This is a genomic window from Sphingomonas benefaciens (genome assembly GCF_052907485.1).
Genome location: NZ_JBREIC010000005.1, coordinates 246,686 through 268,211, shown reverse-complemented (window position 1 = coordinate 268,211; position 21,526 = coordinate 246,686). Strand labels below are relative to the sequence as shown.

Sequence of the window (21,526 nt, the reverse complement as noted above, 5' to 3'; positions counted from 1 at the left end):
GCCGCGCGCTTTTATCCGTCCCGCACGCGGGAGGGGAATTAGACCACCGGATAGCGCAGCCGGCCGATGAAGCGCGACAGGCTGGGGCGGTGCTCGGAGCGGCGGATCATGCTCGCCTTGGCCTTCTCGAATCGCATGATCCCCTCGATCCGGCGGCCGAGGAAGGCGCGCGTGTCGGCGAAGCCCTCGCTGTCGTCGTCGAGGAAGACGGTGACGGTGGCGCCGTAGACGCCGAGCAGGATCGCCCGTTTGGTATAGTGATTGTAGTCGGTGGCGGTGTCGCCGGCGAGCCGCCACATCGCATCGACGCTGCGCCAGCCGAGCCTCGCGGCATGGCCGAGATTCTGCGGCAGCGCGAGGATGGCGAGCGCACGGCGCAGCGCCTCGCGGTCCTGCGCCATCGCGGTCAGCCGCGCGGTGACCAATTCGCTGATCCGGGCGCGGATCGGCAGCGTCCTAAGCGTATCCGGCGGCAGCGCGGCGGCCATCGCCGCGTCGATCGAGGCGAACCAGGCGTCGATCATGCCGACCGCGCCGTCCTGGAAGGCGAGGCGCGCGATGTCGCGGTCGACGCCGGCGGCATCCGCCGCCATGTCGCGCGCCGCATCGCCCCAGCCGTCGAAGGCGGCGTTGGCGGCGATGCCCGGCGCCAGCGCGAGGCGGATCTCGTCGAGAGTGGGATCGTCGGTCATGCCCGTTCTTCCTGCGTCTTTGCGCCGCGCGGCGCAACCTCGCCGCGGCGGACCAGCACCAGCGCCGCCGCGACCAACGCGACACCGACCCAGTCGGCTCCGTGCAGCCGCTCGCCATAGGCGATCCAGCCGACCGAACCGGCGACGATCGGCTGGATCAGCAGCGCGATGCCGACCACCAGCGGCGACAATTGGCCGAGCGCGTAGATCATGCAGCCCTGGCCGATCACCTGGCTGACCAGCGCCAGCGCGAGCAGCGGGGTCCAGTGGTGCGGCACCACCGATTCGCCCAACGCCAGCGCGTAGACCAGCAGCGGCAGCACGCTGGCCGTGCTCGACAGCGCCAGCGCCGGCAGCGGCGCCATCCGCGTGCGGACCCGTGCCATGACGACGAAATAGAGCGTGTAGAACAGCCCGGCGAGGATGCAGAGCAGGTCGCCGGCCAGATTGCGCGGGTCGAGCTGGTAGGAGCGGCCGAGCAGCAGGGTCGCGCCCGCTGCGGCGAGCGCCAGCGCAAAGGCCTGGCCCCGCGTCGGCCAGGCGCGCGCGGCGAGGAAGCCGTAGAGCGGGTAGATCAGGATCGCGCAATTGCCGAACAGGGTGGCATTGGCCATCGTCGTGCGGACGATGCCGAGGTGCCAGCTGCCGAGGTCGAGCGCGAAGGCGACGCCGCTCAGCCCCAGCATCCACCACAAGCCACGCGGCAGTCTTCCCGGCCGCGCGCCGCCGGCCAGCGCCAGGCCGGCGAGGAACGGCACCGCCAGCGTGATCCGCCAGAAGGCGGCGGCAACCGGCCCGACATCGGCGAGGCGGACGAACCACGGCCCGAACGCCAGCGCGACGTTGGCGAAGACCAGTGCCGCGAAGGCGAGCCCCGACCCCCGCGGCGATGCCCCCGTCTCGGCGGGCGCGGCGGAGCCAGCCGCGGTTGCGGCGGAAACAGTTTTTCTTTGCGACCTATCCTGGTGCATGTCTCCCCTTAGCCGCCTATCTGTGGCGCGTCAGGCAACAAACGGAGCAGCCGATGCCCAATTCCTCGCACCCGAGCCTCTTCGATCCGATCCAACTGGGTGACATCGCCGCCGCCAATCGCGTGGTGATGGCGCCGCTGACGCGCGGCCGCGCCACCGACGATCATGTGCCGACCGAGATCATGATAGACTATTACCGCCAGCGCGCGGGCGCCGGGCTGATCATCACCGAGGGTACGGGCGTCAGCCGGCTCGGCCTCGGCTGGCCGAACGCGCCGGGGCTGTGGACCGAGGCGCAGGTCGAGGCGTGGAAGCCGGTGACCGAGGCGGTGCACCAGGCCGGCGGCAAGATCGTCGCGCAGATCTGGCACATGGGCCGGCTGGCGCGGCCGGACGTCACCGGCCAACAGCCGCTGTCGTCGTCGGCGACGCGCGCGCCCTATCACAAGCCCGAAAATCCCTATGCCGAGGCGAAGGCGGCGACGCTCGACGACATCCGGCAGGCGCAGGACGAATATGCCGAGGCGGCGCGCGCCGCGATCCGCGCGGGCTTCGACGGCGTGCAGCTGCACGGCGCCAATGGCTATCTGATCGACCAGTTCCTGCGCGACGGCACCAACCATCGCGACGACGATTACGGCGGCAGCCCGGAAAACCGCATCCGCTTCATGCGCGAATCGGTGGCGCGGGTGGTCGACGCGATCGGCGCGGGCCGCACCGGCATCCGCCTGTCGCCGAACGGCGAGACGCAGGGCGCCGACGACAGCGATCCCGCCAGCGTCTTCGTTCCCGCCGCCAAGGCGCTGAACGATCTCGGCATCGCCTTCCTCGAACTGCGCGAACAGAGCCCGGACGGTACCTTCGGCAAGAGCGACGTGCCCAAGCTCAGCCCGCAGATCCGCCAGGTGTTCGCCGGCCCGCTGATCCTCAACCAGGATTATGAGGCGGACAGCGCGCAGGCCGATCTCGATTCGGGCGTCGCCGATGCGATCGCCTTCGGCCGCAAGTTCATCGCCAACCCCGATCTGGTCGAACGGCTGCGCCGCGGCGCACCGCTCAACCAGGACGATCCCAAGACGTGGTACACCAAGGGGCCGGAGGGCTATACCGACTATCCCGCGCTCGAGACCGAGGCGGCTTAGGACCCAAATTCCTCCCCGCCAGCGGGGAGGGGCCGCGCCTCGCAGAGGCGTGGTGGTGGGGGCTTTCCGCATACGCGGCGCTGCGTGGACAGCCCCCTCCGTCAGCGCCGGCACTGCCACCTTCCCGCGAGCGGGGAGGATTTAGGCCGCGCCCGTTTCCCGCGCGTCGAGCCATTGCGTCACCGCGCGCCGAAACGGCGCGCGGATGTTGCCCTGGAACAGCGGCACCAGCACCAGCAGGATCGCCGGCCAGAACACCGCCGCCACGATCAGCGCGGTGAGCGCCAGCACGATGCCGCCGATCGCAAGCCCCGCGATCCGCGCACTCAGCGGGTCGAGCCGCACCGTCCGCGGCCCCTTGTCATCGTAGAGACGATGCGTCGTCAGGTCGCTGGTGCCGCCGAAGCTGACCTTGCGCAGCCAGACGCCGTCTTTCTCGGCGGGCGCCGGACGAGCCTTCGTGACGGGGCGTCCCGGCCGCGCGCCCGACGACGGCACCGGCGGCGGTGCCGCGCCGATCCGTACCCCCGATTGCGTGTCGATCACCTCCAGCCGCCGCCCGCGCTCGACGACCTTCCAGCGGCTGGGCGGGATCCGTGTCATCGCCCGCCGCCGCCGCTCAGCCGAGCCGGTGCTTGAGCGCGAGCATCGCCAGCGCCGCCTCGGCCGCGCCGCCGCCCTTGTCGAGCTGCGCGGGATCGGCGCGGCGGATCGCCTGCTCCTCGTTTTCCGTGGTCAGGATGCCGTTGCCGATCGGCAGGCCGTCCATGGTCAGCGCCATGACGCCGCGCGCGCTCTCGTTGGAGACGATCTCGAAATGATAGGTCTCGCCGCGGATCACCACGCCGAGCGCGACATAGCCGTCATACTGGCCCGTCTCCGCCGCCATCGCAATCGCGCCGGGCACTTCCAGCGCGCCGGGCACGGTGACGGTGGCGTGGCTGTGCCCCGCCGCCTCGATCGCGCGCCGCGCGCCGGCAAGCAGCATGTCGTTCAGATGATCGTAGAAGCGCGCTTCGACGAGGAGGATATGGGCCATCGTAAATCCTTGGGTCAGTCGATCCGCCGCTCGCCGACGATCGACAGGCCATAGCCGTCGAGGCCGACCAGCGTGTGGTGCGTGTTGGTCAGCAATTCCATTTCCTCGACGCCCAATTCGGTCAGGATCATCGCGCCGACGCCATAGTCGCGCAACTCCTCCATGTCCTCGGCGGGCAGCGTTCCGGCCCTCGCCTGCAGCGCGACCGTGAACTGGTCGGCGCGCGGCCGGTTGATGACGACGACGACGCCCGCGCCCTCCTCGCCGATGATCTCCATGGAGCGGCGCAGCAGCTCGGCACGGCCGCCGCCCTCGCCGAAGATGTCGGCGAACGGCGACAGGGCGTGCATCCGCACCAGCGTCGGCTTGCCGGGATCGATCTTGCCCTTGACCAGCGCGATCTGTTCGGAGCCGGTCGCCCGGTTCCAGAAGGTCATCGCGGTCCATTCGCCGCCCCATTCGCTGACGAAGTGCGCCTCGGCCCGCTTCTCGACGAGATGGTCGTGGCGGCGGCGATAGGCGATCAGGTCGCGGATCGTGCCGATCTTCAGCGCATGACGCTGCGCGAAGCCGACGAGATCGTCGAGGCGCGCCATCGTCCCGTCGTCGTTCATGATCTCGCAGATCACGCCGCTGGGATTGAGGCCGGCGAGCCGCGACACGTCGACCGCCGCCTCGGTATGGCCGGTGCGCACCAGCACGCCGCCGTCGCGCGCCACAAGCGGGAAGACGTGGCCCGGCGTGACGATCTCGTCGCGGCCCTTGGACGAATCGATCGCCACCGCGATGGTGCGGGCGCGGTCGGCGGCGGAGATGCCGGTGGTGACGCCGTCGCGCGCCTCGATCGAGGTGGTGAAGGCGGTTTCGTAGCGCGTGCCGTTGTTGCGGCTCATCAGCGACAGGCCGAGCTCCTCGACCCGCCGCTTGGTCAGCGCCAGGCAGATCAGGCCGCGGCCGTGCGTCGCCATGAAGTTGATCTTCTCCGGCGTCGCCATCTGCGCCGGGATGACCAGATCGCCCTCATTCTCGCGATCCTCGTCGTCGACCAGGATGAACATCCGGCCGTTGCGCGCCTCGTCGATGATCTCTTCGGGGCTGGAGAGGAAGGCGTGCCGCAACTGCGACAGCTTAGCGGGACTGGCCACGGTAGGATTCCATCCGTTGGAGATAGCGGGCGAGGACGTCGATCTCGATGTTGACGCGCTGTTCCGGCGCCAGCGCGCCGAGCGTCGTCACCGCCTGGGTATGCGGGATCAGATTGACCGAAAACTGCGTCACATCGCCTCGGTCCTCGACCCGGTTGACGGTCAGCGAGACGCCGTCGACGGTGATCGACCCCTTGGTCGCGACGAACGGGGCGAGGTCGGCAGGCAAAGCGAAGTCGACGCGGTACGAATCGCCGTCGGGGCGGACGTCGACCACGGTGGCGACGCCGTCGACATGACCGGTGACGATATGGCCGCCCAGCTCGTCGCCCAATTTCATCGCGCGTTCGAGGTTGAGCGGCTGGCCGATGCGCCACTGGTCGGCGGTGCGGGCGATCGTCTCGCCCGAGACGTCGACGGCGAACCAATGCGCGCCGCCCGCGCCGGGGCCCTTGTCGACCACGGTCAGGCAGACGCCCGAACAGGCGATCGAGGCGCCGAGATCGATGGTCGCGCTATCGTAGGCGGTGGCGATGCGGACGCGGGTGTCGCCGCGGGTATCGACCGACTCGATGGTGCCGACGTCGCTGACTATGCCGGTGAACATGGTTCGCGCTCGTAGACCTCGAGCCGGTCGCTGCCAAGCGCGCGCGCATCGTCCAGCCGCCAGCGGCCGTGCGCGGCCGCGAGATCGGTCAGGCCGATGTCGCCGACCGACGGCAGGCCGGCCCCGATGACGATCGGCGCGCGGTAGAGCAGCAACCGGTCGGCCAGATCGGCGGCCAGGAACGCCGCCGCCGCCCCGGCGCCACCCTCGACGAAGAGATGGTCGACGGGGAGGTCGGCGATGGCGGCGGGTGAGGGGATCACCCGCCAGTCCCCTTCTTCGTCATCCCGGCGCAGGCCGTGACCCATGGACGGCGGTGCGCTCCCGCCTCCAGCGCCGCCGTGTCCATGGGTCCCGGCGTCCGCCGGGATGACGGTCGAGGACAAAACGACCCGCATCGGGCTGCGCGCCTCCAGCCCCGCCAGCCGCACGTCGAGCGCCGGCCGATCAACCTCCCACGTCCCCCGGCCGACCAGGATCGCGCCATGCCGGCTGCGCTCCAGATGGGCATGGGCGCGCGCGTCCGGCCCGGTGATCCAGCGGCTGGTCCCGTCGGCCAGCGCGATGCGGCCGTCGAGCGAGGTGGCGAGCTTCAGCGTCACGAACGGCCGGCCGAGCCGCCGCCGGGTCAGGAAGCCGGCCATGCTCCGCACCGCCTCCTCGGCGCGCACGCCGGTGGCGACCGCGATGCCCGCCTCTGCGAGGCGTGCGAAGCCGCTGCCGTCGGTGCGCGGATCGGGGTCGCGCAGCGCCGCGACGACCCGCGCGACGCCGGCGGCGACCAGCAAGTCGGCGCACGCCGGACCGCGCGTGCTGGCATGGGCGCACGGCTCCAGCGTGACATAGGCGGTGGCGCCGCGCGCCGCCGCGCCCGCTTCGGCCAGCGCCATCGCCTCGGCATGCGGCCGCCCGCCCGGCTGCGTCCAGCCGCGCCCGACCACCCGGCCATGGCGGACGATCACGCAGCCGACATTGGGATTGGGCGTCGTCCGCCCCTGCGTCCGGGTGGCGAGCGTCAGCGCCGCCTCCATCCACCGCCCATCGTCGGCAGCGACGGTCGTGCCGCCGGTCACAGCCCCCATTTGTTCATTTTGTCGTCAACCGCCTTGAACTGCGCCCGCATCTTGTCGACCCGGGCGTTATAGGCGTCGATCTCCTTGTCCTTCTTCACCTTGTCGATCGCCTGCTGGGCGCGGATCTGCGCATCGGTGCGATCGGCGCGCCATTGCTGGACGTAGATGATCTCCGGCGGCTTGGGCGGGATGTCATAGTCGTTGCGCGCGAAGGCGTAGACGAAGAAGCCCGTGATCGCGATCGCCGCGGCCAGGAAGCCGAGTTCGTAGCGCTCGCGGCCGGCGAGGAACATGCGCAGGTCCTTATAGGCCCGCACCGGCGAGAAACGGCTGAAGAAGGACATGGGGGGAAGATAGGAGCGCTGGCGAGCGGCGACCAGCCCTGGTGATCCGCTGGACGAACGGTGGCGGCCGACAACGCAGGGAGCAGGATCGACCGGCATCCATCTTGTCCGCATCGCGGTCCGGCGACGTTCGACTCGTTCCTCATGCCGGTTGCCCGGCTCGCGTCGCGTGATCTTCGCGAGCCCATCATCTCGCGGCCGTATCCCGTGAGCATCGGCGGTCGCAGCAATGTCCGCAAGCGGCGAACCGTATGATGTTGGGGAAAGCGGACATTGACCGGCGCCGATTCGTGCGACAGCATCAAGCGGTGAAAACCATCGTTGCTGTTGCCGCCGTGCTGCTCTCGGTGTCGTCAGCCGCCGACGCGGTTCGTGCGCGAGTAACGCCTCGGGAATTCGCGACCGCGATCAATAAGGCGAACGCCCAACTCGTACCGTACCGAACTTCGGCGGTTCGAGCGAGTGACATACGAGCGGTCCGCTGCATTGCGCCGGACGAGGAGCCGACTGAGCTTCAATGTGAGTGACCACACCATAGCAAGCGCCTATGGATCAAACGAACGACTTGGCTCATGATCGACATAACCGCTGGCGAGTTATGGATGCCTGATGTCTGCCTTTGGGCATTGTAACATTGCAGCCTAGTTACGCAGTGGCGCCCGAACCGTCAGAAGCGCCGTGAAATTAGGGTCCTCCACTACAATGTCTTCGTCGGCTAAGTGGTAGATGCCGGGCTGCGCGGGCTCGATTGCATCGAGGGCGGGCGCAATCGTAGCCTCCTCGCCGTTGTCCTGGCATATTACGATGCCGGAGTTGCGATCAGCTGCAACAACCGTTCCGTGGAACTGCTGGCGCCGAATTAGGCGGTTGTCGTGATCGACAAATGTGAGGCCGACCAGAAGCGTACAGCCGATCAGATCAGCCGCGAACTCCGCGTCCCAGGCGCCCTCGCCGTCCAAGCTCTCGAACTCTGCCATTCTCAAACGATGCCGCACCGGCCGAATGCCCGCAATTGGGCATAAGCGGAACGTCCGCTTTTGAGAGGTGAACGGACGGACGCCTGACGCGAACTAGCGTATCACGGCTGTCCTACCATAATCTGTCCGGTGCGGTCGGCCCGGAAGGCAGGCTTGCCCCGCCGAATAATATCGCAAGCCGCGGCGTCATTAATTTCTAACTCACCGAAACCAATTGCTCGCAGCGTTTCCGGCTTCTGGAAATAAAAGCGGTGATCTGGCGCCGCCAATGCCACTTCCGCTGAAAGCCCCCTCAAGCTGTAGTCGGGCTGCAACTCCCGCTCGATCTCAATAGCATGTGTCAACGTTGCGGGCGTGATGCATCCTGTCTTCGTGATCCCGGACTGGCCCTCCACGACTGTGATCATGATGAAGGATGGAGATGTACTGTTATTCTCGAACGCCGCCCGAAATTGCTTATCCTCCTGCACATAAGGCTTGGAAGTTGCGGCCATACACAAAATCATAGTCGCCGACAGTAGACCGGTAGCGCGGTATATCTTCCACATAGGCGACCTGAAACAGAGTGCGACGATGTCCGCTATCGTATGGCGGCACTGAACAGCTCACGTCCGTTTGTGGGCGCGAGCGGAACGTCCGCTTTCGGCGCTATATTGGCAAAGCGTTTCAAATTCGTGCTGGCTGGCGGCAAAGTGCTCGCGTCCTTTATCAGCGGTGAGCCTGACGAGATGGACGCCGTGCCTCCTGGCGACATCAACAAGCGCGTCTACGCCGCTATGCGCCTCGACTCACGTGCTGCTGCGCTGGCTCATCGTCGCGTCACCCGCTGCTACCTGCTACATTCAGCTCGTAAAATCCTGCGACCGCATCGCCCGACCCCTATGGTCGGGGCATTGTAGAACGCGACGTGGTAAAAGGCGTCGGGGATGGTCGCGATTGGCCGGGAGCGGCCCGGCCGCTCCCGGCGCCGGTCACATGATCACTCGTCCTCCAGCACGAAGCGGAGCGTCATCGTCCGCCACGCCTCGACGGGGACGCCGCCGCGCGTGCCCGGCTTGAACCGCCAGCGGCTCAGCGCCTGGGCCTGGACGGCGCGCCAGAAGGCGTCGCTGGTCGCCTCGACCTGCTCGATCCGCAAGACCCGCCCGTCGATGCCGATCAGCGCACGGACGGTGACCCGGCCCTCGCGATTGGCGCGACGCTCGGCGGCGGGATAGGGCGGCTGCAACGCATCGGCGTAGCGCGGGTCGACGGTCGGCGCGATCAGCGGCAGCGGCGGCGCGCTGGTCGGCGCGGACGTCGGCTCGGTGCCGATCCGCGGGCTGACCGGCGGCGCGATCGGCGGCAGGTCGATGGTGGTGAGCGGCGCCGTGGTCGGCACCTTCACGATCGGCGTCGGCGCGGCGATCGTCTCGTCGGGCACCTTGGCCACCACGTCATGCGGCTTGGGCTGCACCTCGGGCGGCGGCGGAGGCTGATCAGGGGGCACCGTATAGGTTTCGATCGGGCCGTCCTTCGGTGGATTGGGCAGCACGTGCGGCGCCGCGAAGATCAACGCGGCGACCAGTGCGCCGTTGATCGCGATGGCGGCGGTCAGCCCGGTCGGGCTGAAGCGGGTCGGCTTGGCGTAGCGGTCGGCGTACATGAACCCTCTCCCGTTATGATGGCGTGACATATCTCCTCTGATTCGTGTGATGTTACATCATGCATCGCGCGGGTCAAGTTGCGTCCGTCCGTGCGCGAACTTTGTGAACTTTGCCTCAGCCGGCGGCGCGGCGCAGCCGCTCGACCGCGCGCGTCCGGCCGATCAGCGGCAGCAGCGCCGCCATGTCGGGCCCCTGGTCGCGGCCGGTCAGCGCCTGGCGCAGCGGCAGGAACAGCACCTTGCCCTTGCGCCCGGTCGCCTGCTTCAGCCGGTCGGTGAGTGCGTGCCAGGGATCGCCCGCCCAGTCGATCGCCTCGGCGGCCTCCGCGGCGGCGGCCAGATAGGCGCGGGTGTCGGCATCGGCGCCGGGGGCCTCCACCGGCCCCTCGATCACCTGCCACCAGTCGCCGGCGTCGGCGACGCGGGTGAGGTTGGGGCGCACCGCCTCCCATTCCGCCGCGCCCATGCCTTCGGGCAGCCGCCCGGCGACCGCCGCATGCGGCAGCTGATGGACGATACGGGCATTGACCTGCGCCAGCTCCGCCTCGTCGAAGCGCGCCGGCGCCCGGCCGAAGCGGGTGAAGTCGAGCGCGGCGATCAGGGGGGCCGGGTCGACCAGCGGCTCGACCGGGTCGCTGGTGCCGATCCGGGCGAGCAGCGCGATCACCGCCTGCGGCTCGATCCCCTCCGCGCGGAAATGGTCGACGCCGAGCGAGCCGAGCCGCTTCGACAATTTGCCCTCGCTGCCGGTCAGCAGCGCCTCGTGCGCGAAGGCGGGCGGGGCGACGCTCATCGCCGCGAACATCTGCAGCTGCAGCGCGGTGTTGGAGACATGGTCCTCACCGCGCACGACATGGGTGATGCCGAGATCGGCGTCGTCGATCGCCGACGGCAGCATGTACAGCCACGATCCGTCCGCGCGGCGGATGACCGGGTCGCTCATCGTCCGGGGGTCGAACTGCTGCGGACCGCGGATCAGATCGTCCCAGACGATCGGCGCGTCATGGTCGAGCTTGAACCGCCAGTGCGGCCGCACCCCGTCCGCCTCCAGCTGCGCCCGCTCCGCTTCGCTGAGCTGTAGCGCGGCGCGGTCGTAGACCGGTGGCAGGCCGCGACCGAGCAGGATCTTGCGCTTGAGATCGAGCTCCTGCGCCGTCTCATAGGCCGGGTAGATGCGCCCGGCGGCGAGCAGGGCGTCGAAGCGCGCCTGATAGAGCGCGAAGCGCTGCGACTGGCGCACCTCGACATCCGCATCGAGGCCGAGCCAGGCGAGGTCGGCGCGGATCGCGTCGACGTAGCGCTCCTCCGATCGCTCGGCATCGGTATCGTCGATGCGCAGCACGAACCGGCCGCCGTCGCGCTGCGCCAGCATCCAGCTGTGCAGGGCGGTGCGGATGTTGCCGACGTGCAGGCGGCCGGTCGGCGAGGGAGCGAAACGGGTCACGGTCATGTCCGCGGCGGTAGCCAGCCGGGGCGGCATGAACAAGCGCGCTTCCGATTCGGACAAGACCGCCCTAAGGGACCGTGCCATCCGACGGGGTGGAGCACGTGCGCATGAAACTGATGACCGGCAATTCGAACCTTCCGCTGGCGCAGGCGATCGCGGGCTATCTCGAACTGCCGCTGACCGAGGCGCTGGTGCGGCGCTTCGCCGACGAGGAGATCTTCGTCGAGATCCAGGAGAATGTCCGCGGCGAGGACGTGTTCGTGATCCAGTCGACTGGCTTTCCCGCCAACGACAATCTGATGGAATTGCTGATCATCATCGACGCGTTGAAGCGCGCGTCAGCGAAGCGGATCACCGCGGTGATCCCGTACATGGGTTATGCGCGCCAGGATCGGAAGCCGGGACCGCGCACGCCGATCTCGGCCAAGCTGGTGGCCAATCTGATCACCGTTGCGGGCGCCGACCGCGTGCTGTCGGTCGATCTGCACGCCGGGCAGATCCAGGGTTTCTTCGACATCCCGACCGACAATCTCTACGCCGCGCCGGTGATGAGCGCGGACATCCATGCGCGCTTCAAGGGCAAGAATTTGATGGTCGTCTCGCCCGACGTCGGCGGCGTGGTGCGCGCCCGCCAGCTCGCCAAGCGGCTCGACAATGCGCCGCTGGCGATCGTCGACAAGCGTCGCGAGCGCGCCGGCGAGTCGGAGGTGATGAACATCATCGGCGACGTCGAGGGCCGCTTTTGCATCCTGATCGACGACATCGTCGATTCGGCGGGGACGCTGTGCAACGCGGCGGCGGCGCTGCGCGAGGCGGGGGCGGAGGATGTCGTCGCCTATGTCACGCACGGCGTGCTGTCGGGCGGCGCGGTGGCGCGCGTTGAAGGATCCGCGCTGCGCGAGCTGGTCATCACCGACTCGATCGGCAATCACGAATCGATCGGTAGGGCGGGGAAGATCCGACATCTGCCGATCGCGCCGCTGCTCGGCGAGGCGATCAAGCGGATCGCCGACGAGACGAGCGTCAGCAGCCTGTTCGACTGATGCCGGGTGCAGGCGCGGTCACGTCCGTGCCTTGCGCGACCCCACTGACGACGGTTTTGCCGGCGTTTTGATGCGGCGACGATTGCTGGGAACAGCGACGACCGCGAAGCCCCCGTCGTGACGCCGGACCGGTTCGGCATTGCCGAGCCGCCGGCCGCCCGCGCGTCTGCGGCTAGGCCGCACCAGCACGGGCGTGGCCGCGCTTAGCGCTGCGACAAGGCGATGATATGCTCGAACACCGCGGGGTGAAGTGGCTTGGCGAAGGCGCAGCCATAATGGAATTTGTCGCGCCACGCGACCACCGCCTCGAGCCCGGCGAGTCCCGGCAGCGTCAGCCACACGACCGTGCCAGGCCACAAGGTGAAGCTCGTCTCGGCGCGGAATCCCGATTCCGACAGGTCGGTCACGTCGATCTCGAACCGAGTCTGCCCCCGATCGCGCAGATGGGCGCGCATCCGCACCGCCTTGCGCAGGGCACGACGGTGATCGCCGCCATCCACCGATTCGATCGGTTCGTTGAAGATCGGCTGTTCCATGGCACGCGTGGTGCCACGCAATGGTTACTTTTCTGCCAATGTGTCGGCCAGCGTCGCCTCGGCTGCGGGGGACTGAACCGGCGCGCGGACACCGCGGCGCGACCGGCGCTTGAGTTCCGCCTTCAGATCTTCCGGCCGCGGCGCGATCAGGAAGCCGAAGCTCACGGTACCCTGCTTCGTTTCCACGACATGGTGCAGCCGATGCGCCTGGATGATCCGCTTCATATAACTCGACTTGGGTAGATAGCGCGTCGGAAGCCGCTTGTGCACGATGATGTCGTGGAAGCCGAAATAGATCGCGCCATAGGCGGCGATGCCCGCGCCGATCCAGGCGAAGCCGGGCCACCAGCCGAGTTGCACGCCGCCGAGCAGCAGCACGAACGACGGCACCGCAAAGATTGCGGCATAGAGGTCGTTCAGCTCCCAATTGCCGGTGCGCGCGCGATGGTGGCTTTCATGCAGGAACCAGCCCGGCCCATGCATGATCCAGCGGTGCGCGGCATAGGCGAAGCCTTCCATGCCGATCACCGTTGCCACGAAGAGAAGGATGCCGATCGGCCAGGACATTGCAATTCCGTCTACTGCGATGCACTTGCATTAAGTGCGATGTGCCCGGTAAATCCGGGGTGGATTCGCGGGGCCGCCTGTGCGAAGGGCTTGCCGCAACTCTCCATATAGTCATGCAAGGCGAGGCAGGCCATGAACATTCACGAATATCAAGCCAAGGAACTGCTGGCGAAGTTCGGCGTGCCCGTTCCGGCCGGTTTCGCCGCGATGAGCGTCGAGGAAGCGGTGGAAGCCTCGAAGAAGCTGCCCGGGCCGCTCTATGTCGTCAAGGCGCAGATCCACGCCGGCGGCCGCGGCAAGGGCAAGTTCAAGGAACTGCCTGCCGAAGCCAAGGGCGGCGTCCGCCTCGCCAAGACCGAGGACGAGGTCCGCCATGCCGCGACCGAGATGCTCGGCAACACGCTGGTCACCATCCAGACGGGTGAAGCCGGCAAGCAGGTCAACCGCCTGTACGTGACCGACGGCGTCGACATCGCCAAGGAATTCTACCTCGCGCTGCTGGTCGACCGCGCCACCGGCCGCGTTGCCTTCGTCGTCTCGACCGAGGGCGGCATGGACATCGAGGAGGTCGCGCACTCGACGCCGGAGAAGATCCACACCTTCGCGGTCGATCCCGCGACCGGCTTCCAGCCGCACCACGGCCGCGCCGTTGCCAAGGCACTCGGTCTGACCGGCGATCTCGCCAAGCAGGCGCAGAGCCTGGCGTCCAAGGTCTATGTCGCGTTCCTCGGCACCGATGCCGCGCAGATCGAGATCAACCCGCTCGCCGTTACCGACGACAACAAGCTGATGGTGCTCGACGCCAAGGTCGGCTTCGATTCGAACGCGATGTTCCGCCACAAGGACCTCGCCGAGCTGCGCGACGAGACGGAGGAGGATCCGGCCGAGATCGAGGCGTCGAAGTACGACCTCGCCTACATCAAGCTCGACGGCGACATCGGCTGCATGGTCAACGGCGCCGGCCTTGCCATGGCGACGATGGACATCATCAAGCTGAACGGCATGTTCCCGGCCAACTTCCTCGACGTCGGCGGCGGCGCCAATAAGGAGAAGGTGACCGCGGCGTTCAAGATCATCCTCAAGGATCCCAACGTAAAGGGCATCCTGGTCAACATCTTCGGCGGCATCATGCGCTGCGACATCATCGCCGACGGCATCGTCGCGGCGGCGAAGGAAGTAAACCTGCAGGTGCCGCTGGTCGTCCGGCTGGAAGGCACCAACGTCGAGAAGGGCAAGGAAATCCTCGCCAATTCCGGCCTGGCGATCGTGCCCGCCAACGACCTGGGCGATGCGGCGAAGAAGATCGTCGCGGAGGTCCAGAAGGCGGCGTGATGCTCGCGGCATCCTGATCGACCAAATTGCACGGGCTCGGACACCATGTCCGGGCCCGATGCGTTTGGGGGGCAAGGATGCCGTAACGTCAGGCGGGCTTTTCCGTACTGAACTTGCGAAAACGGCGGAAAACCGCCATATCCGCCATCGATACGGAGCCTTCGAACGGCTCCGGCGGCCAAGACTGGAAGGACGCAAATGAAGGTGCTGGTGCCGGTCAAGCGCGTGCTTGACTATAACGTGAAGCCCCGGGTGAAGGCGGACGGGACGGGGGTCGACCTCGCCAACGTCAAGATGAGCATGAACCCGTTCGACGAGATCGCGGTCGAGGAAGCCATCCGCCTCAAGGACAAGGGCGTGACCGAGATCGTCGTCGTGTCGATCGGCGAGCCCAAGGCGCAGGAGACGATCCGCACCGCGCTGGCGATGGGCGCCGACCGCGGCATCCTGGTCACGTCGGAAGAGAAGGTCGAGCCGCTCGGCGTCGCCAAGATCCTCGCCAAGATCGTCGAGGAGGAACAGCCGAACCTGGTGATCCTCGGCAAGCAGGCGATCGACGACGACAACAACCAGACCGGGCAGATGCTTGCCGGCCTGCTCGGCTGGGGCCAGGGCACCTTCGCCTCGAAGGTCGAGCTGGCTGCCGACAGCGTCACCGTGACCCGCGAGGTCGACGGCGGTCTCGAGACGGACACGTTCACGCTGCCCGCGATCGTCACCACCGACCTGCGCCTCAACGAGCCGCGCTACGCCTCGCTGCCTAACATCATGAAGGCCAAGTCGAAGCCGCTCGCGCAGAAGACGGCGGCCGATTACGGCGTCGACGTCACCCCGCGGATCAAGACGCTGAAGGTGGTCGAGCCGGCCAAGCGCAGCGCCGGCATCAAGGTCGCCGACGTCGACGAACTGGTCATGAAGCTGCACGCGATGGGGATTGCCAAGTGAAGACGCTCGTCTGGGTCGAACACGACGGCACGGCCGTCAAGGACGCCACGCTCGCCGCGGTCACCGCCGCGTCGAAACTGGGCGAGGTGCATCTGCTCGTCGCCGGCCAGGGTGTCGACGGCGTCGCACAGGCAGCGGCGAAGATTGCCGGCGTCGGCAAGGTCCATGTCGCCGACGATGCCGCTTATGCGCATGCGCTGGCCGAGAATGTCGCGCCGCTGGTGGTCCAGCTGATGGCCGACCACGACGCCTTCGTCGCGCCGTCCACCACCACCGGCAAGAATGTCGCGCCGCGCGTCGCCGCGCTGCTTGACGTGATGCAGATCAGCGACATCCTGTCGGTCGAGAGCGAGGACACCTTCACCCGTCCGATCTACGCCGGCAATGCGATCGCAACGGTGCAGACGTCGGACGCCAAGAAGGTGATCACCGTGCGCGGCACGGCCTTCGATAAGGCCGCGGCCGAGGGCGGTTCGGCGGCGATCGAGCCGATCGCCGCGACCGGCGACACGGGCGTGTCGCGCTTCGTCAATGCCGAGATCGCGCAGAGTGCACGGCCGGAGCTGACCAGCGCCAAGATTATCGTCTCCGGCGGCCGCGCGCTGCAGAATGGCGAGAACTTCCATGCGCTGATCGAGCCGCTCGCCGACAAATTGGGCGCCGGCGTCGGCGCCAGCCGCGCGGCGGTCGATGCGGGCTTCGTGCCCAACGACTATCAGGTCGGCCAGACCGGCAAGATCGTCGCGCCGGAAGTCTATATCGCGGTCGGTATCTCGGGCGCGATCCAGCACCTGGCCGGCATGAAGGATTCGAAGACGATCATCGCGATCAACAAGGACGAGGACGCGCCGATCTTCCAGGTCGCGGACATCGGCCTGGTCGGCGACCTGTTCAAGGTCGTGCCCGAGCTGACCGAAAAGCTCTGACGGCGGCAGGCGGGGTCCCCCGCCGCCGGCGGCAACCCGGTCAGCGGCGCCAAGGTGTGGACTGACGACATGCGACGCGGGGGTGATCCCCGCGTCGTTTTGTTTGGCGACGACCCTCTAGCCGTGCGCACGGGCTGCCGCCGCGACGGCCTTGCCGGCGGATGTTTTCCGTCGCTGGGAGGTGCGCCAAGCCGCCCCGACTTCATCCCTCACGACCACTGATCGTCATCGTCGCGACGCCGGACGGGGTCGCCGCAACCTACGCCTTGCGGTTGTTAGCTGGCAGGCTTATTAGTCGACCAGCTAACTAGTCGCTGATCCCGTGGACACCATCTTCGAAGCCCTGGCGCATCCGACGCGCCGCCGCATCCTGGAGCTGCTGAAAGGCGGCGGGATGAGTGCGGGCGCGATCGCGGAGCGGTTCGACGTGTCCAAGCCGACCATGTCGGGTCATTTCGCCAAGCTGCGCGCGGCCGGGCTGATCCAGGCCGAAACGCGCGGCACCAGCACGATCTACACGCTCAACCTGTCCGCGCTGGAAGAGGTGATGATGGCGTTCATGGCGCGGATGGGGGTGGGCGGCACGGTCCGCGAGGAAGGGGAGTGACGCACATGTCCTATCGCAATCTCAAGATCGCATCGGTCGTGGTGGTGTCCGGCATGGCGGTGTTCGCTGCCCTGGCGCTGCAGCGGCTGCCGACGGGGACGGAACTGCCGACCCATTGGGACGCCGCCGGCAACGTCAACGGTACGATGCCCGCGGGCATGGCGCTGTTCTTCGGCGTCGGCGTCACCGCGCTCGTCAGCCTCGTCCTCGCGGTGGTCCCAGCACTCGAGCCGTTGCAGGACAAGCTGGCCGCCAGCGCGCCCGTCTATCGCGCCGCCTGGGCCGGAACGCTCGCGCTGATGGTCGCGGTGGAGGCGAAGATCGGCGGCCCGGCGTTCGGCTGGCAATTGCCCGCGCTGCTGCCACTGGCCGGCGCGGGGCTGCTGCTGATCGTCCTCGGCAACGTCCTGCCCAAATCGCGGCCGAGCTTCTTCGTCGGCATCCGCACGCCGTGGACGCTGACCGACACCGACAATTGGGTGGCGACGCATCGGTTCGGCGGGCGGACGATGATGCTAGGCGGGGTGCTGCTGGTCGCGGCCGCGGTGCTGCCGATCGGTGCCGACACGCGGATGGCGCTGGTCTTCGCCGCGATCGCGGTCAGCGTGCTGCCGCCGCTCGCCTATTCCTATCTGTTCTGGCGCCGCCACGGCGTCCGCCCCTGACCCGCCCGATCGAGGAGATGACCCCATGTTAGTGTTCGCCGCGGCGCTCGCTGCAGCCGTGACCTCTACCGACATCAGTGCCAAGGGGCCGCAGGGCCCGCTGAAGGGCACGCTCGTCGATGCCGGCAAGGGCAGGCCGGTGGTGCTGATCCTGCCGGGATCGGGGCCGACCGACCGCGACGGCAACAACCCGATGGGAATCAAGGCGGCGCCCTACCGTCTGCTCGCCGAGAGTCTGGCCGCCGCGGGCATATCGAGCGTGCGGATCGACAAGCGCGGCCTGTTCGCCAGCGCCGGCGCGGTGCCGGATGGCAATGCGGTGACGCTGGCGGATTACGTCACCGACACCGGGGCCTGGGTCGCCGCGACGCGCGCTCGTACCGGCGCACCGTGCGTGTGGCTGCTCGGCCATAGTGAGGGCGGGCTGGTCGCGCTCGCCGCCGCATCCACGCCTACCGCCGGCGTCTGCGGACTGGTGCTGGTCGCCGCGCCTGGCCGGCCGCTCGGTGCGGTGATGCGCGAACAGCTCCACGCCAATCCAGGCAACGCGCCGCTGCTCCCCGCCGCCGATGCCGCGATCGACGCGCTCAGTGCCGGCAAGCATGTCGATGTCACCACTTTGCCCGCGCCACTGCAACCGTTGTTTCGCGCGAACGTGCAGGGCTTCCTGATCAGCCTGTTCGCGGCGGATCCGGTGAGGATGGCGGCAGCAATCCGGCTGCCGATGCTCATCGTGCAGGGGGAGCGGGACATCCAGGTCGGCCGTGCCGATGCGACCGCGCTCAAGGCGGCGGCACCGGGCGCGACATTGGCGATGCTGCCGAACGTCAACCATGTGCTGAAGCTGGTCGAGAGCGACAGCCGCGGGGCCAATCTGGCAACCTATGCCGACCCCAATGTGCCACTCGCTCCCGCCGTGGTGTCGACGGTGGTAGGGTTCATATCGGAAAAGCGACGCTGACCGCGTTGCCGGCGCGATCCTTCGTCGCGACCGTGAGCCAGCCGACCCGCCGTGTCAGTCGCCGCGGATATCGGCGGCGGCGTCATTGACGATATAGTGCGCGGTGTTCGGGTGAAACAGCGCGTCGGCCGGCCGGCGTGTGTCGAGTGCGGTGACGCGCCAGATCGGGCGGCGAGCGGTGTCGAGCATGACGAGCGGATAGGCATGAGCGCCCGACCAGCAAATGAAGCTGGTTCGCCCCGACTGATCGAGCGCGATCCACCGGCAGGGTGCGATCGTGGTGATCGCGGCAGGTGCGGTGACGAGCGCACGCAGCCGGTAGGTGCCCGCGGGACGGCGCAGTCCATAGGCGAGATCGTCCCAATCGGTGAAGCGTCCGACGCGATACAAACTGTCGCGGTCGACAAGGGTACGGATATGCCGTCGCGTGTCGATCACCGCCATGCGAAAGGCTGGATCGCGCGCACTCGCCCGCGTGGCGACGGTGATCAGCCGTCCGTCGGTATCACGGCGCAGCCGCGTGGCGCCGTCGCGCCAGAGTTCGGCATCATGGACCCCGTCCGGACCGCGGTAGCGGATGCGGGCGTGGAAGGCGCGGCGCGCGGTGGCGGTCGGGAATGCCTGTTCGAACCGCAAGGAGGGAGCGGGGGCAGCCGATGCAGCCGCCCCCGCCACGATCAGGCCGATATTATTGGCGAACGGCACGGGCATAGTCAAAATAGCGATAGGTCTTGCCGTCGACGGTCACGTCCTTGACCGCAAGCTGGATGGAGTAGCTGCCACCGGTGCGGCTGGTGTCCTTGGTCGCGCCGCTGGGATCGGTGGGCAGTTCGAAGGCGAGGCCGGTCACGGCATTCGCCGGAGTGATCACGCGCGGATTGACCGACAGGCTGGCGGTGCTGCGCGGATTGACCAGCGCCTCGTTGAGGATACGCCCGTCCGCCTGCGGCATCGACAGGCCGAGCAGCCAGGCGACGGTGGGCGCGACGTCGACGTTCCCCGACGGTCCGTTGACCACCTTATTCTTCTGGAAGCTCGGGCCATAGCCGATCAGCGTATTGTGCACGTCGGTGATGCCGAAGCTGCCGTGCATGCCGCGCTGCCCCTGCGCGCTCTCGAACTCGATGCCGTTCTTGCCCTGCACCGTGGTGTTCTCGTCCCAAGCAAAGGAGACGACGATGTCGGGCTGGCCGTTGTTGCGGCGCGTCGCATTCTCGAGGAATGCATCCTTCATCGCCAGCGTGCCCGGGATCGTGCCGTAGCGGCTGTCGACGAAGATCGCGCCATATTCCTCGCGCCGCTGCAGGATGGTGACGATCTGCTGGATCAGCGCGGGATCATGGCTGGGGACGTAGAGATAGTCGGACCCGCCGTTGGCGGCGACCACCACCGCATTGGCGGGCAGCGAACCGGGAGCAGGCACCTTGAAGCTGGCGACCGGATTGGCGAGGGTCGCACTGACCGCCTGATATTTGGTGTTGGCGGCGCCGCACAGCGTGCCGCTGGTGTCGAAGCGCAGCGGTACGGTCGGCGTGCCGGTCGCGGACAGGCCGTACATCGCGCTGGTCGTGCAGCCGCTGCCGTCATAGGCCTTGAGGCCGCGATAGGTCAGCAGATCGGCGGTGCGCACGTCGCCGGAGAAGGAGAAGCCGGTGCCGCTTTGCCCGCCCAGGCTCGCCGCGCTGCCGCCCGCCGCGGCGTTGATGGCGCGCAGCGGGTAGAGGCTGGTCGGGCCCGACACCGTCGAATGGCCATGGTCGGAGACGATCACGATGTTGGTCGTCGAATCGAGTCCCTGCGCCTTCAGCGCCGCCATCAGTTCGCCCAGCCGCGCATCCTGCGAGCGCAGGCCGGCGCGTACGTTCGCGGTACCGGGCCCATAGCCATGCTCGACATTGTCCGGCGTGCGGAACCAGATCAGCGACAGCATCGGGTTCTTTTTGGGCAGGATATAGTTGGTGAACACCGACATCATGTATTTGTTGGCGGCATCCTCCGGCGCGCCGCTCGTATCGGAGGAGTCGCGCGCCGCGACGGTCAGCGCACCATTGGGATCGTAGGCGGTGGTGTTGAACGTCGCATAGCCGGCGCGCGCGGTCGGGTTGCCGTTGGTCGCGGCCAGCGTCACGTCCGAATAGGTCTTGGTGGTGTTGAGCGGCAGCGCGATGTTGGCGGCCTGCAATTCGGTCGCCAGGCTGCGCGGGCGCACCGTATTCTCGTCGACGAAATAGCTCGCCTGACCCAGGTCCTGGATATAGGCCGCGCCCGATTTGCCGATCGTCGCGGTGGTGATGCCCGCCGCCTGGGCGGTGGCGAACAGGCTTTTCACCAGCAACAGCTGGTTACCATAATAGCTGTTGAGCGTGTCGAGGATCGCATAATCCTCGGTGAACACCGGATCGACATAGTCCGCCGCCGTGCCGCCGGCACCGTTACCCGCGGGGATCGTGTTGCCGCTACCCTGCGGCGGGGTCCAGAAGGTGTTGCCGTAAAAGCCCGTCGTCGCCGGGAAGGAGCCGGTCGCGAAGGCCGCGCCGTTCATCATCGTGAACGTCGGATAGGTCGAATGATTGTCGGCAAACTGCACCCCGGCCTGTTGCAGCGCATACAGGTTCGGCGTGTCGGTGGCGCTGACATCGTCGGGGCGCAGGCCGTCCCAGACGAACACGATCGTCCGCGTCGCGGCGATCGGCGTGGGCGTCGCCGTTGGCGTCGGCGTCGGCGCGACGTTCAGGCTGCCGCTACCGCCGTCGTTGCACGCCGCCAGCGTCGCCGTCGCGGCGAGCACCACGGCTGCCATCACCCCTTTGGTCCGAATCATGCGTTTGCCCCGTGATCCTGTTCAACGTGGCTGGTCCGCTA

The 21,526-nt window shown here is 67.8% G+C and carries 25 protein-coding genes; 9 read left to right on the top strand and 16 right to left on the bottom strand.

The window, feature by feature from the left end:
- Positions 1–38: 38 nt before the first annotated feature.
- A complete protein-coding gene (locus ACU5AX_RS16500; RefSeq protein WP_446691848.1) occupies positions 39–692 on the bottom strand; it encodes a COQ9 family protein in 654 nt (217 codons plus the stop codon).
- Positions 689–1,663 (bottom strand): DMT family transporter, encoded by a 975-nt coding sequence (locus tag ACU5AX_RS16495; RefSeq protein ID WP_446691847.1) that lies wholly within the window; start codon positions 1,661–1,663, stop codon positions 689–691. The genes ACU5AX_RS16500 and ACU5AX_RS16495 overlap by 4 nt, the downstream gene beginning before the upstream one ends.
- Positions 1,664–1,716: 53 nt before the next feature.
- Here ACU5AX_RS16495 and ACU5AX_RS16490 point away from each other — a divergent pair, with 53 nt between their 5' ends.
- On the top strand, positions 1,717–2,805 hold the full coding sequence (locus tag ACU5AX_RS16490; protein ID WP_446691846.1) for an alkene reductase: 1,089 nt from the start codon (positions 1,717–1,719) through the stop codon (positions 2,803–2,805).
- Between the two features lie 141 nt (positions 2,806–2,946).
- Here the strand turns inward: ACU5AX_RS16490 and ACU5AX_RS16485 are convergent, their stop codons facing one another.
- From ACU5AX_RS16485 to ACU5AX_RS16450, 8 genes are all read right to left on the bottom strand, one after another.
- Positions 2,947–3,408: a hypothetical protein gene (locus ACU5AX_RS16485; protein ID WP_446691845.1), complete on the bottom strand. Its 462-nt coding sequence runs from the start codon at positions 3,406–3,408 to the stop codon at positions 2,947–2,949.
- Positions 3,409–3,424: 16 nt separating this feature from the next.
- The gene (gene ribH, locus ACU5AX_RS16480) at positions 3,425–3,844 is read right to left on the bottom strand and encodes a 6,7-dimethyl-8-ribityllumazine synthase (RefSeq protein WP_446691844.1); all 420 of its coding nucleotides are present in this window, start codon (positions 3,842–3,844) and stop codon (positions 3,425–3,427) included.
- Between the two features lie 14 nt (positions 3,845–3,858).
- The gene (ribB, locus tag ACU5AX_RS16475) at positions 3,859–4,989 is read right to left on the bottom strand and encodes a 3,4-dihydroxy-2-butanone-4-phosphate synthase (protein WP_446691843.1); all 1,131 of its coding nucleotides are present in this window, start codon (positions 4,987–4,989) and stop codon (positions 3,859–3,861) included.
- Positions 4,973–5,596: a riboflavin synthase gene (locus ACU5AX_RS16470; RefSeq protein ID WP_446691842.1), complete on the bottom strand. Its 624-nt coding sequence runs from the start codon at positions 5,594–5,596 to the stop codon at positions 4,973–4,975. The genes ribB and ACU5AX_RS16470 overlap by 17 nt, the downstream gene beginning before the upstream one ends.
- Positions 5,581–6,678 carry a bifunctional diaminohydroxyphosphoribosylaminopyrimidine deaminase/5-amino-6-(5-phosphoribosylamino)uracil reductase RibD gene (gene ribD, locus ACU5AX_RS16465; RefSeq protein ID WP_446691841.1) on the bottom strand — a complete coding sequence of 366 codons (1,098 nt, stop codon included), beginning with the start codon at positions 6,676–6,678 and terminating at the stop codon, positions 5,581–5,583. The genes ACU5AX_RS16470 and ribD overlap by 16 nt, the downstream gene beginning before the upstream one ends.
- On the bottom strand, positions 6,666–7,013 hold the full coding sequence (locus tag ACU5AX_RS16460; protein WP_198354083.1) for a hypothetical protein: 348 nt from the start codon (positions 7,011–7,013) through the stop codon (positions 6,666–6,668). The genes ribD and ACU5AX_RS16460 overlap by 13 nt, the downstream gene beginning before the upstream one ends.
- 641 nt (positions 7,014–7,654) lie before the next feature.
- Positions 7,655–7,990 (bottom strand): hypothetical protein, encoded by a 336-nt coding sequence (locus ACU5AX_RS16455; protein WP_446691840.1) that lies wholly within the window; start codon positions 7,988–7,990, stop codon positions 7,655–7,657.
- A 101-nt stretch (positions 7,991–8,091) separates the two neighbouring features.
- On the bottom strand, positions 8,092–8,484 hold the full coding sequence (locus ACU5AX_RS16450; protein WP_446691839.1) for a hypothetical protein: 393 nt from the start codon (positions 8,482–8,484) through the stop codon (positions 8,092–8,094).
- Between the two features lie 93 nt (positions 8,485–8,577).
- Here ACU5AX_RS16450 and ACU5AX_RS16445 point away from each other — a divergent pair, with 93 nt between their 5' ends.
- Positions 8,578–8,889 (top strand): hypothetical protein, encoded by a 312-nt coding sequence (locus ACU5AX_RS16445; RefSeq protein ID WP_446691838.1) that lies wholly within the window; start codon positions 8,578–8,580, stop codon positions 8,887–8,889.
- Positions 8,890–8,969: 80 nt separating this feature from the next.
- Here ACU5AX_RS16445 and ACU5AX_RS16440 read toward each other — a convergent pair whose 3' ends face one another.
- Together ACU5AX_RS16440 and ACU5AX_RS16435 are read right to left on the bottom strand one after the other, a co-directional pair.
- Positions 8,970–9,635: an energy transducer TonB gene (locus tag ACU5AX_RS16440; protein ID WP_446691837.1), complete on the bottom strand. Its 666-nt coding sequence runs from the start codon at positions 9,633–9,635 to the stop codon at positions 8,970–8,972.
- 115 nt (positions 9,636–9,750) lie between these two features.
- Positions 9,751–11,085: a glutamate--tRNA ligase gene (locus ACU5AX_RS16435; RefSeq protein WP_446691836.1), complete on the bottom strand. Its 1,335-nt coding sequence runs from the start codon at positions 11,083–11,085 to the stop codon at positions 9,751–9,753.
- A 104-nt stretch (positions 11,086–11,189) separates the two neighbouring features.
- Here ACU5AX_RS16435 and ACU5AX_RS16430 point away from each other — a divergent pair, with 104 nt between their 5' ends.
- Positions 11,190–12,125, top strand: a complete 936-nt coding sequence (locus ACU5AX_RS16430) for a ribose-phosphate pyrophosphokinase (protein ID WP_198354089.1) — start codon at positions 11,190–11,192, stop codon at positions 12,123–12,125.
- Between the two features lie 203 nt (positions 12,126–12,328).
- On the opposite strand, the gene ACU5AX_RS16425 is transcribed toward ACU5AX_RS16430, so the two are convergent.
- Entirely contained in the window at positions 12,329–12,661 is a 333-nt protein-coding gene (locus ACU5AX_RS16425) for a PilZ domain-containing protein (protein WP_446691835.1), read from the bottom strand.
- A 24-nt stretch (positions 12,662–12,685) separates the two neighbouring features.
- Positions 12,686–13,228: a sterol desaturase family protein gene (locus ACU5AX_RS16420; RefSeq protein ID WP_198354091.1), complete on the bottom strand. Its 543-nt coding sequence runs from the start codon at positions 13,226–13,228 to the stop codon at positions 12,686–12,688.
- Positions 13,229–13,360: 132 nt separating this feature from the next.
- On the opposite strand from ACU5AX_RS16420, the gene sucC reads away from it, so the two are divergent.
- From sucC to ACU5AX_RS16390, 6 genes are all read left to right on the top strand, one after another.
- Positions 13,361–14,560 carry an ADP-forming succinate--CoA ligase subunit beta gene (gene sucC / locus ACU5AX_RS16415; RefSeq protein ID WP_446691834.1) on the top strand — a complete coding sequence of 400 codons (1,200 nt, stop codon included), beginning with the start codon at positions 13,361–13,363 and terminating at the stop codon, positions 14,558–14,560.
- A gap of 198 nt (positions 14,561–14,758) precedes the next feature.
- Positions 14,759–15,505, top strand: coding sequence for an electron transfer flavoprotein subunit beta/FixA family protein (locus tag ACU5AX_RS16410; protein ID WP_446691833.1), 747 nt, complete (start codon positions 14,759–14,761; stop codon positions 15,503–15,505).
- Positions 15,502–16,431: an electron transfer flavoprotein subunit alpha/FixB family protein gene (locus ACU5AX_RS16405; RefSeq protein WP_446691832.1), complete on the top strand. Its 930-nt coding sequence runs from the start codon at positions 15,502–15,504 to the stop codon at positions 16,429–16,431. Before ACU5AX_RS16410 ends, ACU5AX_RS16405 begins: the two co-directional genes overlap by 4 nt.
- Before the next feature lie 322 nt (positions 16,432–16,753).
- Positions 16,754–17,038 (top strand): metalloregulator ArsR/SmtB family transcription factor, encoded by a 285-nt coding sequence (locus ACU5AX_RS16400; RefSeq protein WP_198354094.1) that lies wholly within the window; start codon positions 16,754–16,756, stop codon positions 17,036–17,038.
- 5 nt (positions 17,039–17,043) lie between these two features.
- Complete coding sequence (locus tag ACU5AX_RS16395) at positions 17,044–17,703, top strand: SdpI family protein (RefSeq protein WP_446691831.1); 660 nt, start codon at positions 17,044–17,046, stop codon at positions 17,701–17,703.
- 25 nt (positions 17,704–17,728) lie between these two features.
- Entirely contained in the window at positions 17,729–18,664 is a 936-nt protein-coding gene (locus tag ACU5AX_RS16390; RefSeq protein ID WP_446691830.1) for an alpha/beta hydrolase, read from the top strand.
- A 54-nt stretch (positions 18,665–18,718) separates the two neighbouring features.
- On the opposite strand, the gene ACU5AX_RS16385 is transcribed toward ACU5AX_RS16390, so the two are convergent.
- Both ACU5AX_RS16385 and ACU5AX_RS16380 read right to left on the bottom strand, forming a co-directional pair.
- Complete coding sequence (locus ACU5AX_RS16385; RefSeq protein WP_446691829.1) at positions 18,719–19,375, bottom strand: hypothetical protein; 657 nt, start codon at positions 19,373–19,375, stop codon at positions 18,719–18,721.
- Positions 19,353–21,485 carry an alkaline phosphatase family protein gene (locus ACU5AX_RS16380; protein ID WP_446691828.1) on the bottom strand — a complete coding sequence of 711 codons (2,133 nt, stop codon included), beginning with the start codon at positions 21,483–21,485 and terminating at the stop codon, positions 19,353–19,355. The genes ACU5AX_RS16385 and ACU5AX_RS16380 overlap by 23 nt, the downstream gene beginning before the upstream one ends.
- Between the last annotated feature and the right edge of the window lie 41 nt (positions 21,486–21,526).

Coding starts and splice junctions, on each gene's coding strand:
- ACU5AX_RS16500 (WP_446691848.1), bottom strand. CDS start 692: ATGACCGACGATCCCACTCTCGACGAGATCCGCCTCGCGCTGGCGCCG.
- ACU5AX_RS16495 (WP_446691847.1), bottom strand. CDS start 1,663: ATGCACCAGGATAGGTCGCAAAGAAAAACTGTTTCCGCCGCAACCGCG.
- ACU5AX_RS16490 (WP_446691846.1), top strand. CDS start 1,717: ATGCCCAATTCCTCGCACCCGAGCCTCTTCGATCCGATCCAACTGGGT.
- ACU5AX_RS16485 (WP_446691845.1), bottom strand. CDS start 3,408: ATGACACGGATCCCGCCCAGCCGCTGGAAGGTCGTCGAGCGCGGGCGG.
- ribH (WP_446691844.1), bottom strand. CDS start 3,844: ATGGCCCATATCCTCCTCGTCGAAGCGCGCTTCTACGATCATCTGAAC.
- ACU5AX_RS16470 (WP_446691842.1), bottom strand. CDS start 5,596: ATGTTCACCGGCATAGTCAGCGACGTCGGCACCATCGAGTCGGTCGAT.
- ribD (WP_446691841.1), bottom strand. CDS start 6,678: ATGGGGGCTGTGACCGGCGGCACGACCGTCGCTGCCGACGATGGGCGG.
- ACU5AX_RS16460 (WP_198354083.1), bottom strand. CDS start 7,013: ATGTCCTTCTTCAGCCGTTTCTCGCCGGTGCGGGCCTATAAGGACCTG.
- ACU5AX_RS16455 (WP_446691840.1), bottom strand. CDS start 7,990: ATGGCAGAGTTCGAGAGCTTGGACGGCGAGGGCGCCTGGGACGCGGAG.
- ACU5AX_RS16450 (WP_446691839.1), bottom strand. CDS start 8,484: ATGGCCGCAACTTCCAAGCCTTATGTGCAGGAGGATAAGCAATTTCGG.
- ACU5AX_RS16445 (WP_446691838.1), top strand. CDS start 8,578: ATGGCGGCACTGAACAGCTCACGTCCGTTTGTGGGCGCGAGCGGAACG.
- ACU5AX_RS16440 (WP_446691837.1), bottom strand. CDS start 9,635: ATGTACGCCGACCGCTACGCCAAGCCGACCCGCTTCAGCCCGACCGGG.
- ACU5AX_RS16435 (WP_446691836.1), bottom strand. CDS start 11,085: ATGACCGTGACCCGTTTCGCTCCCTCGCCGACCGGCCGCCTGCACGTC.
- ACU5AX_RS16430 (WP_198354089.1), top strand. CDS start 11,190: ATGAAACTGATGACCGGCAATTCGAACCTTCCGCTGGCGCAGGCGATC.
- ACU5AX_RS16425 (WP_446691835.1), bottom strand. CDS start 12,661: ATGGAACAGCCGATCTTCAACGAACCGATCGAATCGGTGGATGGCGGC.
- ACU5AX_RS16420 (WP_198354091.1), bottom strand. CDS start 13,228: ATGTCCTGGCCGATCGGCATCCTTCTCTTCGTGGCAACGGTGATCGGC.
- sucC (WP_446691834.1), top strand. CDS start 13,361: ATGAACATTCACGAATATCAAGCCAAGGAACTGCTGGCGAAGTTCGGC.
- ACU5AX_RS16410 (WP_446691833.1), top strand. CDS start 14,759: ATGAAGGTGCTGGTGCCGGTCAAGCGCGTGCTTGACTATAACGTGAAG.
- ACU5AX_RS16395 (WP_446691831.1), top strand. CDS start 17,044: ATGTCCTATCGCAATCTCAAGATCGCATCGGTCGTGGTGGTGTCCGGC.
- ACU5AX_RS16390 (WP_446691830.1), top strand. CDS start 17,729: ATGTTAGTGTTCGCCGCGGCGCTCGCTGCAGCCGTGACCTCTACCGAC.
- ACU5AX_RS16385 (WP_446691829.1), bottom strand. CDS start 19,375: ATGCCCGTGCCGTTCGCCAATAATATCGGCCTGATCGTGGCGGGGGCG.
- ACU5AX_RS16380 (WP_446691828.1), bottom strand. CDS start 21,485: ATGATTCGGACCAAAGGGGTGATGGCAGCCGTGGTGCTCGCCGCGACG.